The sequence below is a fragment of the Minwuia sp. genome (genome assembly GCF_048263705.1).
In the GTDB taxonomy this organism is placed as follows: domain Bacteria; phylum Pseudomonadota; class Alphaproteobacteria; order Minwuiales; family Minwuiaceae; genus Minwuia.
Window position 1 is genome coordinate 23599 of the sequence record NZ_JBLXDV010000010.1, and the last position, 13845, is coordinate 37443.

Sequence of the window (13845 nt, forward strand, 5' to 3'; positions counted from 1 at the left end):
GCGGTTTGAATTCGCTGTCGGACGCTGAATCTAGGTAGCGTCCAGACCAAGGTCAAGCGATGCCAGCGCCCCGTCCAGCAGCGTGTCCGGCAGGACCATCAGCCGCGTCTCGTAAGTCCATGCAAGCGCTGCGATAACCCGCTTGTCGGGGTGAATCTGGCGGATCACCTCCCGGTACAGGGCCATCTGCCGGGTGTAGGCGACGGCGACATTCTCGACCCGGTCGGGCGGGGGACGGTTGGTCTTGTAGTCCACGATCCAGACCGAATCGGCGGTGACGGCCAGCCGGTCGACCTGCCCGGAAATCACCGTCGTGCCGACCAGACCGGTGATCGCCGCCTCGCTGCGGCTGCCGGGCCCGAAAGCCGGTGCCATCTCCGGCGCCTCGATCAGGGCAAGGGCTTCCGCCAGCAGTTCACCGCGCTGTTCCGGTGTCAGATCCGCGCCGCGCCGGGCAAGGGAGCGGTTCCCCACCTCGGCGCGCTGTGCTGGAGGTATGCCGGGCAGGATTTCCAGCAGATGATGGATCAGCGTGCCCCGGCGGCGGCCTTCGCCGCTGGCATGGGCGGCCAGCGGGCTGGCGGCAGCGGGCGGTGTGTCGTCCTCGTCTTCCGTGCGGGAGGGCGCAAGCGGACGCGGCGGTGCGGGTTCCTCGGGCGGCGGTCGCGAGATCCAGTCCGCAAGCTTCGGCGGTGCCTTTCCGCCATCCTCGATGTCGCTGTCTGCAGCTGCCTCGGTGCCGATGCGCAGGATGCCGCTCTCCGGGTCGCGCACGCCGATCGGTTCCAGCGCGGTCTCCACCGTTCTGTACCAGCCGTCGTCCGAAGGTTTCGCGCGGCTGCTGTTGTAATAGCCGCAGACGTACAGCCGATCCTCGGCGCGGGTCATGGCGACATAGAGCAGCCGGTTGTATTCGGCCAGGCGCGCCGCATCGCCCAGCACGGTCTGCTGCGCAATACGGTCGGGTGTCCGTGCCTTTGCCGCCGACAGGACGGGCAGGTCGATCCCGTCGGGGCCGTCGATCACCATCAGACCGCCGCCGGCACCTCTTGGCGGACGTGCCGTGTCGGGCAGGAAGACGACGGGGGCCTCCAGTCCCTTGGCACCGTGGACCGTCATGATGCGCACCGCGTCCATGCCCTGGTCCATGTCGCGCTTGATCTCGGCGTCGCTCTGGCGAAGCCGGTGCAGGAAGCCCTGCATCGACGGGGGGTGATCGCGTTCGTCGGCCAGCGCGGCATTCAGGAACTCGTCCAGCGGGTCGAGCTGATCGGCCCCCAGCCGGGCATGCAGCCGCCGCCGCCCGCCGCGCGCGCTCAGCAGCTTGCTGTAGAAGGCGAACGGCGTGATCTGGTCCACTTCGGCCAGCAGTTCTTCCAGTTCGTCCAGCGCGGCCTGCCACCTGGCGTCCTCGTTCGCGCGGGCGCGGAAGGCGGGCCAGAGCCGCTGGTGGTCGTCCCGGGGGTGCGCGACGGCGAACAGATCGTCGTCGGTCAGGTTGTACAGCGGCGACTTCAGCACGGTCGCCAGCGCCAGGTCGTCCTGGGGCAGCAGCAGGAAGTCGCCCAGCACCATCAGGTCCAGTACCGCGATCTGGCCGGTCAGCACCATCCGGTCGGCCCCCGCGACCGGGATGTTGATCTTCGGATCCTTCAGCGCGCGCGCGATCTCCTCGACCAGCGCCTCGCGGCGGCGGACCAGAATCAGGATATCGCCCGGCGAGACCGGTCGTGTGTCCGCGTCACCGCCGTCCTTCTGCCGCACGGGGATGCGCGCGTCGATCAGACGGCGGATCTCGGCAGCGATCCGCTGGGCCAGACGCCGCCGCGGGCTGACGGCACCTTCGGTATCCAGCGGTGCCTTCCAGCGGTCGGGCTCCTCGACCTCGACGGGTTGCTCCAGCGGCCAGACCTCGACCAGCCCCTGCGCGGCGGCGCGTTTCGCGGTGTGGCTGATGTCGGCCCCCGAGGCGGTCAGGCCTTCCTTGAGGGGACCGGCGAAGACCGTATCGACGGCTGTCAGGATCTCCGGCGCAGAGCGGAAGGAAAGCTCCAGCTTCACATTCTCGAACCCGGCATCGACCTGGGCGGCGCTGTCATGGAAGTGCCGCCGCATCCGGTCGAAGCCCGCGGGATCGGCACCCTGAAAGCTGTAGATCGACTGTTTCTCGTCACCCACCGCGAACATGGTGCGCGGGCCCTGACGCGCTGTCGTGCCCGCGAAGAACTCGGCGCTCAGCCGCCGCGCGATGTCCCACTGTTGCGGGCTGGTGTCCTGCGCCTCGTCGATCAGGATATGGTCGATGCCCTGATCCAGCTTGAAATGCACCCAGGCGGCCTGCGACTTCAGCAGGTCGAGCGTCTTTTCGATCTGGTCGTCATAGTCCAGCAGCGAAAGTCTCTGCTTCTCGGCGGCATAGTCGTGCAGCAGGACCTCGGCGACGGTCAGCAGATCGCGGGTGCGGTCGGCGATGGCGGCCGCCTTCAGACGGTCCGCCAGCTCCAGCATGCGCACCTGTTCGTCCAGCAACACCTGCTCACCTGCCGGATCCGCTTTCTTCGCCTTGGCGGGAAAGAGGTTCTTGCGGGCCGTACCGCCGCCCGTGACAAAGACGGAGATGTAGTCGTCCAGCATCTGCCTGCGCCCGTCGTCGTCGGAGGCAATCCATGCGTCCAGCATGTCCGCCCTGGCGATGGCCTGCTTGCCGCCGTCCTCGCGCAGCGACTGCACCACGCGGCGCAGCCCCAGTTCATCGTAGGAACCGAAGGCGCACCCGCCGGCCTCGACATGATCCAGCGTGGCGTCGGCGGGCAAGCCGATCCGGGCGCGGATGGCGGCCACGGTCGCCGCGACGCCGCCCAGTCGCCGCAGGGCGTTCTGGATCGTGCCGCGCTGGTGGATGGCGGTCATCAGCAGGTCGTCGAAGGCGCCGTCGGCCATGCTGTCCAGCAGGCGGTCCAGCGCCAGACCGACCTCGGGCGCGATCTGCGCCCCGGCCAGCAGCCTGCGCTTCAGCCGCTCCAGCATCTCGCCGGACGCGGCCTCGTCCATCACCTGAAACTCCGGGGACAGGCCGGCTTCCAGCGGGAACCGGCCAAGCACCGACTCGGCGAAGGCGTGGATGGTCTGGATCTTCAGCCCGCCGGGTGTTTCCAGCGCCCGTGCGAACAGCCGCCGGGCCGCGTCCAGCGGATAGGCGCCGCCGACGTCGGGGCCGGCCAGGTCGATCAGGTTCGCGCGCAGTTTCCCGTCCGGCGCGGTCGCCCATTCGCCCAGCCGCTGGAACAGCCGGTTCGACATTTCGGCGGCAGCGGCCTTGGTGAAGGTGATCGACAGGATCTGGCCCGGCTCCGCGCCCCTGTGGTCCGGCGTGCCCAGCATCAGCCGGATGACGCGGTCGGTCAGCACACGGGTCTTGCCCGATCCTGCATTGGCGCTGACCCAGGCCGAGGTATCCGGCGTCGCCGCCCGGCGCTGTTCATTGACCGTATGCGCGAAGGCGTCGGGACGCTCGGTCATGACCCGTCCTCCTCATCCGCCGAGACCGACCATTCGGCCACCCGTGCCAGATGGTCATAGTCGCCGCCGTAGTCGCGGGCGAACTGCACGTAGGGGCGCGAGCGATAGGGCGTGCTTTCGTCGGCATACTCCCCGAGCAGTTGCCCGACGCCGTCGGCGGTCTCGGTGATCAGCGCCTCCAGATCATCGGTCTGCACGGGTTTCCATTCGCCCCCCTCCCGTGCGCCGTGCACGCGAATGTGGACCAGTGCGTCCGGCAGGGGGGGGACCCCGTCGAACCCGCCCTGTCTCAGGATCAGGCCGGTCAGCGGCAGCTGCACGGCGAACCCGGCTTCGATCTGTTTCTTCGACGGCGGCGTCCCGGTCTTGTAATCGACGATGGTCACCCCGCCGCGCGCCAGCACGTCCAGCCGGTCGGTGGTTGCCGTCAGCCTGAAATCCGGCACGCCCGGCAGGCCGGAGATCTCGCCCCTGATCTCGGCCAAACGCTTCTCGATCCGGTCCTCGCGTTCCCCCTCCACCTTCAGCAGCCAGCGTGCCGCGATCTCGAAGCGGCGCATCCACAGGGCATGCCAGGATGGCGGCAACCCTTTTTCCGCAAAGACCTTCATCCCGATGTCGCGCAAGGTCGGCAGCAGGGCAGGTGACCAGTCGCCGGTGTGCACCTTGGCGAATGCCTCAAACGCCTCGTGCAGGATGTTGCCCTTCTGCATCGGGCCGGGCTCCTGATCGATCGGGTCCAGCGCGCGCAGCTTCAGGATCCGCCGGGCATAGATGGCATAGGGATCCCGAATCAGCGTCTCGACCGACGTCACGGGCAATTCGGACGGGCGCGCCTGCACGGGGGGCCGCGGGGCCGGCGCGCCGACGGGTTTCGGGTCGTCCGCACGGTCCAGCATGGCGGCCCAGTCCGTCGATTCGGTATCTCGTGCGAGTGTGATACCGGCACCGCTGGCGACTGACTGCAACCGCAGCAGCCAGCGCGAGGGCACGGTCGGCGCACCGTCCGCCTTGGCGCTGCGGGTCAGGATCACACGTCCGGCTGCCGCAAGCTGAACGAAGTCGTGTGCCTGAAGGCCGGTTCGGCGTTCGGGTGCGGACAGGCCGAAATCGGCACGCATGGGTCGGCTCATCCACGGGTCGTGTCCGGTCGCGGCGGGCCAGACCCCCTCGTTCAGGCCGCCCAGAATGACGAGATCGAAATTCTGCAGCCGCGCCTCCAGCGGGCCCAGAATGCTGAGACGGGGATGCAGACCATGCCGGGGGCGTACGGTTCCGCCGCCGATCAGCCTGTCGAAGCTGGCGGGCCAGTCGCCGATGGTGGCGGACGGTGCCGCCTCCGCACTTTCGAGCAGGTCGGCAACGGCCTGGGCCGCAGCCTCGCCGTCCTCGCCGCGCCACAGGCGCTGTGCACCGGTTTGATCGCCGGTCGAAGCCAGCCACTCGCAGCATTCGACATGGGCTGCAAGCAGCGCGGCGAGATCGCCGTCGACTTTCTGAAAGGCGGCCGCGTGCCTGGCGATCTCGCGCAGCCAGCCGGTGTCGAAGTCGAATGCACCATCGGCGTCCACCCGGTCCGCCAGTCCTGCGAGATCGTCATAGGTCCGAAGACCGCGCAGATGGCGGCGTTCCAGCCTTCGGGTCTCGCGGCGCAGGGTATCCGGGCGCTGTCCGGCGGCGGCCAGCGGGTGTTTCAGCAGGGCCAGCAGGTCCGCAGGCGCGAACCCGGTGCTCAGGCCGACGGCGGCGAGCTGGAGAAAGCTGCCCGCCCGGGTCAGCCGCAGCGGGACACCCGCCGAATCGTCCAGCCGGACACCGAAGCGGGCCATCTCGGCGGCGACGCGGCGCGCCAGCGCGCGGTCGGGCGTCACCAGCGCTGCGGTCCTGCCCGGCGTTTCCAGGACCTCGCGCAGGCGCAGGGCGATGGCCAGCGCTTCCTCGCGCGGTCCTGGTGCTTCCAGAAGGCTGAGGCCGTCCAGTGCCTCGGCGCTGAACTGGGCCAGATCGCGCCAGCGCTCCGTCGTTGCCGCCGGGCGCAGGGCCTCGTTGATCAGGGCGATCCGTTCGACATGCCGGTCGTCTGACATCGGCACAACGTCCGGCGGGGCGATGCCCAGCCGTTCCAGCAGGACCAGCATGCCGTGCTGCGGGTGCGCCGGCTCCTGATGGGCCGCGGCCCGGTCCGCCTCGTCCAGCGACAGATCCAGGCCGGGCAGGATGATGTGGCCGGCAGGGGCGGCGAGGGTCGCGGCCATCAGATCCGCGGTGCCGGGCACGCTGCCGGTCGATCCGGCGATATAGACCGGGGTCTCGGGCGGATGCGCCCGCCATTCCGCCGCCAGCCGTCCCGTCAGCAGATCGCGCCGGTGCGCGGGGTCCATGCGGTCGCGTTCGGACAGCATCTCGGGCCAGAAACGGGTGACGATCTGCAGGAAGTCGATGGTTTCCTGCCAGTGCGCCTGAAAGCGTTCGGGGGCCAGATCCGCCAGTTTCGCGAAGTCGCGCCGCTCGGTTGCCACCTCGTCGAGGAAGTCGGCCAGCGACTGTGCCAGCCCCAGCGCCGTCGCCATGTCCGGCGTGGCACCGCTCTTCAGGACCAGTTGCGCCAGCAGCAGCCGGCGCTCGGTCTGTCCGATGGCCGGCGGCAGATCGGCCTCGTCGTGGACAAGCGGGGAGAGCATGGCCGGCTCGTCGTCCTCGACATCGCCGAGCGGGTGGATCGCCGGCAGCAGCATCGCCGTGCCATTGCTGGCCCGCAGGAACGCCTGTCGCAGGCTGCGCACTGCCCTGCGGGTCGGGACCAGCACCAGCGCGTCGGCCAGCAGGCCGTCGCCGCCGGGTCCGTGTGCGGCCAGCATCGCGCCGGCGAGCACATCCACGAAAGGCTGGCCCGCTGCGATGCTGGCGACCTGGCCCATCGTTCAGCGGTATCCCTTCAGCAGGTTTTCCGCCCGTTCCAGCCCGGCGCGGTTGCCGACATCCATCCAGTCACCGTCGTGCCGGATCCCGAACAGACGCCCGGCTTCCTCGGCCCGGTCGTAGACGCGGTTCAGGGAGAACGGTTCGATCAGCATGCCCTGGAACACGCGGGGATGCAGGATCTGGATGCCGGTGAACAGGAACGGTACCACGCGGCCCTTGACCCGGCGTTGCAGCCTGCCGTCCGGGCGCATGGTGAAGTCGCCGGTCCCGCGATAGCCGATGGCCGATACGGTCGCCTGCATCAGCAGCAGCACGTCCATGGTGTCCGGATCGAACGCCCGGCCCATCCGTGCCAGCGTGTTGGTTGCGCCATTGGTCCAGATCATGTCCGAATTGGTCACCAGAAACGGACGGTCGCCCAGGTCACCCAGCGCGTGCAGAACGCCGCCGCCCGTATCCAGCAGTGTCTGTTCCTCGGAAAACACGATCTCGGGCGCGTCCCGCGATGCGAGATGCGTTCTCAGCATGTCGCCCCTGTAGTGCAGATTGACGACGGTCCGGGTGATGCCCGCTTCCACGAGCTGATTCAGTGTCCGGTCGATCAGGGTCTTCCCGCCGACGCGGACCAGCGGCTTGGGCCGCGTCAGGGTCAGCGGGCGCAGGCGTTTGCCGTAACCGGCGGCCAGTGTCATCGCCGTATCCGGCAATTCGGGGTAGATGGTGTTGCTCATCGGGACTGGCCGCTCTCGACTGACGGGACGTTCGGCAGGTGATTGTCGAACCACGCGGCGACGGGCGCAAGGGCCGGATGGCGCAGATCACGTTCGAGCAACCGCCATGTGCGCGGCAGCCACCTTAGATAACCGTCCTTGCCGTCCCGCGCCGACAGACGGGTGAAGATGCCCAGGATCTTCGTGTTCCGCTGTGCGGCAAGCACGGTGTAGGCCGTCCGCAGACGCTCGGAACTGCAGGCGGTACCGGCGATATAGCGATCCAGCATCGCGGCCTCGATCTGCGGGGGCACATCGCGACGGACATCCGACAGCAGCGAGGCCAGATCGTAGGCTGCGTGCCCGCGCACCGCGTCCTGAAAATCCAGCAGACCCACCTGTGCGACATCGTGCCGTTCGGGCAGCCAGATCAGATTGTCGACATGATAGTCCCGCAGGACCAGCGTGTCCGTGACGGCGGCGACCTGCCCGAGGCAGGAGCGCCAGGCGTGCCGGTAGGCCTCCCGTTCTCCCGGGGTCAGCGTCACGCCGCAATGGGGCGCGTACCAGTCCGGCATCAGGTCGGCTTCGGTCAGCAGCAGGTCCATGTCATAGGCTGGCAGATCGGCGGGCGGTGCCTGGCGTGCCAGCGCGATCAGCACGTCAACGGCTGCCGCATACAGTTGCACTTCATCATGACCCTGCGCGATCAGGCGGCTGAACAGATCATCGCCCAGATCCTCCAGCAGCAGAAATCCGGCATTTGTGTCCGCCTCGATGACCGTCGGCGCCGACAGGCCCCAGCCACTCAGAAGGTCGGCGACACGATGAAACGGGCGTACGTCCTCCAGGCCGGGGGGCGCGTTCATCAGGACGGCGCGGCGACCGTCGGGATGGACGATCCGGTCGTAGCTGCGGAACGAGGCATCGGCAGCCAGCGGACCGACCGCAGCGCCTGCCAGTCCGGCTTCCGCGATCAGCCGGTCCCGCGCTGCGATACGATCAGGCTCCATCCAGCCGCTCCATGAAGGCATCGGGGCCGGCGATTTCCGCGGTCCGGGTGTCGCCCGATGTCAGGGTGACCGAAATCGCGTTGCGGCGGTCCGAAGGATGCAGCCGGTCGGGCCATTCGACGATCGCCGCGCCCTCCTCCAGCGCATCCTCCACACCCAGTTCCTCTGTCTCGTCAGGACCGGACAGGCGGTAGAGGTCATAGTGGGTGACGGGAAAGGGCCGCAGTTCGTAGGGGATCGCAAGATTGAAGGTCGGGCTGGGAACGTCGAGGGCGTTTCCGGCCAGCGTCTGGATGATCGCGCGCGCCAGAAAGGTCTTGCCGGCACCCAGATCGCCGGACAGCAGCAGCAGGTCGCCGCGGTCCAGCGCCATCGCCATACGCCGGCCCAGGTCGCGGGTTGCGGCTTCGTCATTCAACGGGAAGAGGCGCGTCCGTGTCACGGACCGACCGGCTCCACGGTCACGCCATCGACGCGGATGGTCAGGGCGTCGAGCTCTTCCGGCATCTCGTGCGGGAAATGGCAGGTCACGCGGGTGCCCTTGCCGACCTCGGATTCAAGCTCGACGGAACCGCCGTGCAGCTCCATCAGGTTGCGCACCAGCGCCAGCCCCAGCCCGGTGCCGCGGCGGGTATGTCGTTCGCTGGTCCGGAACGTCTCGAAGACCCGCTCCTTCTCCTCTTCAGGGATGCCGATGCCGGTGTCCTGAACCCACAGGTCCGCCCCGTCGGGCGAGGCGTTGGCGCCGATGGTGATCTGACCGCCCGGCGGCGTGAACTTGACCGCGTTGCTCAACAGGTTGCCAAGCACCTGATCCACCCGGCGGCGGTCGCCTTCCAGCGGCTTGATGTCCGGCCCGATCTCGCTGCTGAGTCCGATCTTGCGGCGTGTGGCCCGCTCGCGATGTTTTTCCTGAACGTCCTCGATCAGGGTGGCCACGTCGATCTGTTCGCGATTGACCTGCATGTGGCCGGCCTGGATCGAGGCCAGATCCAGCATGTCGTTGATCATGGAGAGGAACTGTTCGGAGGCTTCCAGAATGCCCGAGGCGTATTCGCGCTGGCGATCGTTCAGCTGTCCGAAATAGTCGTTCTGCAGAATCTCGGCGAAGCCCAGGATCGTGTTCAGGGGCGTGCGCAGTTCGTAGGACATGTTCTCCAGAAACTCGGACTTGACCATGTCTCCGGCGACCAGCGCCTCGTTCCGCTCACGCAGGGCGCGCTCGATCTGCAGCGAATCCGTGACGTCCAGATAGGTGAACAGCTTCTGCGCGTCGGGCAGGGTCATGGCCGTGGTGTCGATGATGCGCCCGTCCGGCAGTTCGATCCGGCTGCTGGACGCACGCGGATCGGTGACACTGGCGATCAGTGCGTCGCGCAGCTCCAGCAGATCGGGCGTGCCGCCCATGGTCGCGATCACGCGATCGATCAGTTCACGGGCGTGTGGTTGTCCCTCCGTGAACTCGGCAGGCAGGCCCCACATGTTGCGATAGGGCGTATTGTTGAGGCTGAGTCGGCCGTCCGGTCCGAACACCGCGACCGCTTCGTAGAGGTTGTCCAGCGTTGCGCGCTGTACCGCGATGTAGGTATTCAGATTCCGTTCCATGATGATGTGATCGGTGGCGTCGTCGAACAGGAACATCAGGCCGCCGAACCCGTGCCGTGTGACCGTCACACGCACCATGCGCTCGTCGGGGCGCTGGTAGAGTTCCTCCATCGGGTCGAGCAGGGCGTTGAACAGGGCCTCGCGTCCCTTCCGGAACTGCCGGAATTCGATCTCCTCGGGCAGCTTGCGCATCTCCTTCAGGCGGTCGAGAACCTCGCCGATGGTGGGGATCGAGGCGATGAAGGCGTCATCCAGGCCCCACAGCTGCTTGAAGGCGTTGTTGCAGAAGATCAATTTCTTGTCGCGGTCATAGACGGCAACGGCGGTCGAGATGTTCTCGAAGATGCCGTTGTTGGCCTCGATGTGGCGTCTGAGTTCGTGACGCACCTCGTCGACCGCCGATATGTCGATCGCATAGCCGGCGGACGTGCCGTCGGCGTGGGGCGGTGTCTCGTGGATCATGTAGGTGCGGCGCTGGCCGTCGACCACGAACCGGCGCTCCTCGCTGACGGTCTCACCGCTGGCGCGGGCCTTTTCGACCAGCCGGATCGGACGGTCCTGATCCGCGCGGGCGGCGATCTCGTCGCTGGCGGCATCCGGTCCCAGGATGCGGTCCAGCGTGCGGTTGCGCCAGATCACGGCACCGCCGGATTCCCGCCGCCAGGCCGCGATCGGCGCGTCGTTCAGCAGGGCGCGGTAGCTGTCGCGTTCACGTCCGAGCGAATCGATCTTGTCGCGCAGCAGGGCCTGCTCGGCCTTCAGCTTCTCGATCTCGCGGGTGCTCTCGGCGGTCGATGACTCCGCCGTTTCGAGCCGGGCCTTGAGCCTGCCCGATCTGGATGACACCATGACCAGCCGGACCGCCAGCAAGGCGATGATCACGCCACCGATCAGGGCAGGTACGGCCCAGTCCTTCAGGGATGGATCAGCGGCTTCCTGGGCAAGCGCGCCGGACGCGGTCAGCAGAATAGATGTCGTCAGGGCCGCCAATGGCAGCCGCCGCAGACTCCGTGCTCTGTAATCGCTCATCATCAGGTCGCCCAGAATAGAGGGGAACGCGATCCGATGAAATCATCCAATCGCGCTCCCTGAAAGCGACGGTCCGGGTGTTCTGCCGACCGGCCCGTCAGAGCACGGTCATACCGGTCAATAGCGGTAGTGATCGGGCTTGAACGGTCCGGCTGCCGGAATGCCGAGGTATTCCGCCTGATCGTCGCTCAGGACGGTCAGGTTCACGCCCAGGCGCTGCAGATGCAGGGCGGCGACCTTCTCGTCCAGGTGCTTCGGCAGGGTGTACACCTGGTTGTCGTAGTTCTTGTGGTTCTCCCAGATCTCGATCTGCGCCAGCACCTGGTTGGTGAAGGATGCGCTCATGACGAAGCTGGGATGGCCCGTGGCGCAGCCCAGGTTCACCAGACGGCCCTCGGCCAGCAGGATCAGGCGCTTGCCATCGGGAAACTCGATCTCGTCGACCTGCGGCTTCACATTGTGCCAGGTGTAGTTCTTCAGACCGGCGACCTGAATTTCGCTGTCGAAATGGCCGATGTTGCACACGATCGCCCGATCCTTCATCTGGCGCATGTGATCGACGGTGATGATGTCCTTGTTGCCGGTCGCGGTGACGAAGATGTCTGCTGTCGAGGCCACCTCGTCCAGGGTCTTGACCTCATAGCCTTCCATGGCGGCCTGCAGCGCGCAGATCGGATCGATCTCTGTCACGACCACGCGGGCACCCTGACTGCGCAGGCTCTCCGCCGAGCCCTTGCCGACATCGCCGTAGCCGGCGACCACGGCGACCTTGCCGGCCAGCATGACGTCGGTGGCGCGCTTGATGCCGTCGACCAGGCTCTCGCGGCAACCGTACAGGTTGTCGAACTTCGACTTGGTGACGGAATCGTTCACATTGATCGCGGGCACCATCAGCTTGCCGTCGCGCGCCATCTCATACAGGCGGTGCACGCCGGTCGTGGTTTCCTCCGACAGGCCCTTCACGTCCTTCATCAGTTCCGGGAAGTTCTCGTGCATGCGGATGGTCAGGTCGCCGCCGTCGTCCAGAATCATGTTCGGACGCCAGCCGTCGGGACCTTCGATGGTCTGATCGATCGCCCACCAGAACTCGTCGTCGTCCATGCCCTTCCAGGCGAAGACCGGAATTTCGGCGGCGGCAATGGCCGCGGCGGCCTGATCCTGCGTCGAGAAGATGTTGCACGACGACCAGCGGATCTCCGCGCCCAGGTCGATCAGCGTCTCGATCAGAACCGCCGTCTGGATGGTCATGTGCAGGCAGCCCGCGATGCGCGCGCCCTTCAGCGGCTTGGCCGAGCCGAATTCGTCGCGCAGCGCCATCAGGCCCGGCATCTCGGTTTCGGCGATGGCAATTTCCTTGCGGCCCCAGTCGGCGAGGGAAATGTCTTTGACCTTGTAGTCGGTGAAACCGCTCATGTTCATATGCTCCGCTGGCAGGGGTGACGCGTAGCCTTTACGCGCCGCGTGTGATTCAGTTCATTCTGGCGCGGTATTTAGCGCCCGGACCGCCGGACTGCAACCAGCCGGGGCGGATATGGCCTATTCCCCCTGCGGCGGAAGCACCTGCATGCCGATGAGCAGAGGCGGGCGTTCGCGGTCCTTCCAGGGCAGAACCAGCTGCCTGTCCGCGGTCACCGGACCGAAGATGTCATGGCCGGGTGCCGGTTTTCCTTCGCGGATCTGCCAGATGATCAGCGCGCCGGATTTCTTCATATCGTCCAGATCAATCCAGGGCGACAGGCGCGGATCACCATTCATCAGCAGGCTTGGGTCGTGGCGCGCGGTGATGGTCGCGAGCCCGCCGAGCCAGAAATCGCCGATCACATATTTCATCGGCTGGCCCGTTTCGGCCTCGAAATGCGCTTCCGCGGCCTGCTGGATGGTTGCCCCGGGCCAGGCACCCCGCATCGGTTTCAGGCCGAACCAGTGTGGCCCCTGCGCCACCAGAACCGCATAGACCGACGATACCAGAACGATCAGCACCAGAACCGATGCCAGCCCGCGCTTCAGTCCCGCGTCCTTCAGCCGTCCGCCGAAGAACGCCACGACGATCAGGCCCGACAGGCTGAACATGGGCGCGCCCCACATGTCCTTCAGGCCGCCGCCCATGAAAACGGCGACGACAACCGTCAGGATCAGCGGGCCGAAACCCATCAACAGCAGGAACTTCCGATCCTTGCCGGTTCCCATGGGTCGCAGCATGCCGCGTCCGATCAGACCCGCCGCGCCCGCAACGATCAGCATCGGCAGATGGTCGGCGACCTGCGCCAGCAGGAAGGTGGCCGGGGTGCCGCCCCCACCGGCCCTCAGCGAGGCCCATTCCAGCGGCAGGAAATCGTTGCGGATCAGCCAGAGGGCTTCCGGCGCGACCAGCACAATGAAGACGACCAGCGCCACCCAAGGTCCGGCGGTCTTCAGGTGCGCGCGACCGTCGGCGTTCAGCAGCAGCCAGAGCGGGACGAACAGCAGCATCAGCGCTGCGGAGAACTTGCTATAGATCGCCAGCGCGCCGAGCAGTGCGAGCATGATCCACGAAAGCCAGTCGCCCTGCCGTTCCGCGCGATGGAGGAACAGAGCCACGCCAGCCCAGATGGGCATCTGCACGACGTTGTGGTTGAACTCGGGCGTGGGCCAGGAGAAGTAGAACAATCCGCCCAGCAGCAAGGTGCCCATGGCGGCGGCGCGGGCGTCGAACATCCGCCGGCCCAGCAGGAACACGAACAACAGCGTCAGGCCCACGCAGATCTGGCTCAGCAGGAAGGGCATCCAGATCACGCTGCCGGTCAGCAGCCGTCCGGCCTCCAGCAGCCAGGACGGCAGGGGCGGGTGCTTGTGCGTCCCCAGCAGCCATTCCCGGCCCCAGACGAGGCTCTCGACCACGTCCAGCGGCGGCGCGCTGTGGCTGATCGCGGGCAGTGCGGTCCAGAAAACCAGTTGCGCGACGATGAAGGTGGCGACTATTGACGAGGGATCGAGATGACGCCCGGGCACATGCGGGGATCCGGGCCGGTCCGACTTCCCGTCAGTCGTCACCATGTTGAACCCTGCCG

Annotated in this window: 8 protein-coding genes; all 8 read right to left on the reverse strand. The window is 67.0% G+C overall.

Features of this window, described 5'->3' with window-relative positions:
- Positions 1 to 30 precede the first annotated feature (30 nt).
- The 8 genes from addA to ACN0X7_RS14515 all read right to left on the reverse strand — a co-directional run bounded on the left by addA (position 31) and on the right by ACN0X7_RS14515 (position 13831).
- Positions 31 to 3519, reverse strand: a complete 3489-nt coding sequence (gene addA / locus ACN0X7_RS14480) for a double-strand break repair helicase AddA (protein ID WP_417518476.1) — start codon at positions 3517 to 3519, stop codon at positions 31 to 33.
- Positions 3516 to 6437 (reverse strand): double-strand break repair protein AddB, encoded by a 2922-nt coding sequence (gene addB / locus ACN0X7_RS14485; protein WP_417518478.1) that lies wholly within the window; start codon positions 6435 to 6437, stop codon positions 3516 to 3518. Before addB ends, addA begins: the two co-directional genes overlap by 4 nt.
- Before the next feature lie 3 nt (positions 6438 to 6440).
- Positions 6441 to 7172 (reverse strand): nucleotidyltransferase family protein, encoded by a 732-nt coding sequence (locus tag ACN0X7_RS14490; protein ID WP_417518480.1) that lies wholly within the window; start codon positions 7170 to 7172, stop codon positions 6441 to 6443.
- Complete coding sequence (locus ACN0X7_RS14495) at positions 7169 to 8164, reverse strand: aminoglycoside phosphotransferase family protein (protein WP_417518482.1); 996 nt, start codon at positions 8162 to 8164, stop codon at positions 7169 to 7171. Before ACN0X7_RS14495 ends, ACN0X7_RS14490 begins: the two co-directional genes overlap by 4 nt.
- Positions 8154 to 8606: a tRNA (adenosine(37)-N6)-threonylcarbamoyltransferase complex ATPase subunit type 1 TsaE gene (gene tsaE, locus ACN0X7_RS14500; protein ID WP_417518484.1), complete on the reverse strand. Its 453-nt coding sequence runs from the start codon at positions 8604 to 8606 to the stop codon at positions 8154 to 8156. Before tsaE ends, ACN0X7_RS14495 begins: the two co-directional genes overlap by 11 nt.
- Positions 8603 to 10798, reverse strand: a complete 2196-nt coding sequence (locus ACN0X7_RS14505; protein ID WP_417518486.1) for an ATP-binding protein — start codon at positions 10796 to 10798, stop codon at positions 8603 to 8605. The genes tsaE and ACN0X7_RS14505 overlap by 4 nt, the downstream gene beginning before the upstream one ends.
- Positions 10799 to 10915: 117 nt before the next feature.
- Complete coding sequence (gene ahcY / locus ACN0X7_RS14510) at positions 10916 to 12211, reverse strand: adenosylhomocysteinase (RefSeq protein ID WP_417518488.1); 1296 nt, start codon at positions 12209 to 12211, stop codon at positions 10916 to 10918.
- Positions 12212 to 12334: 123 nt separating this feature from the next.
- The gene (locus ACN0X7_RS14515) at positions 12335 to 13831 is read right to left on the reverse strand and encodes a glycosyltransferase family 39 protein (RefSeq protein ID WP_417518490.1); all 1497 of its coding nucleotides are present in this window, start codon (positions 13829 to 13831) and stop codon (positions 12335 to 12337) included.
- Between the last annotated feature and the right edge of the window lie 14 nt (positions 13832 to 13845).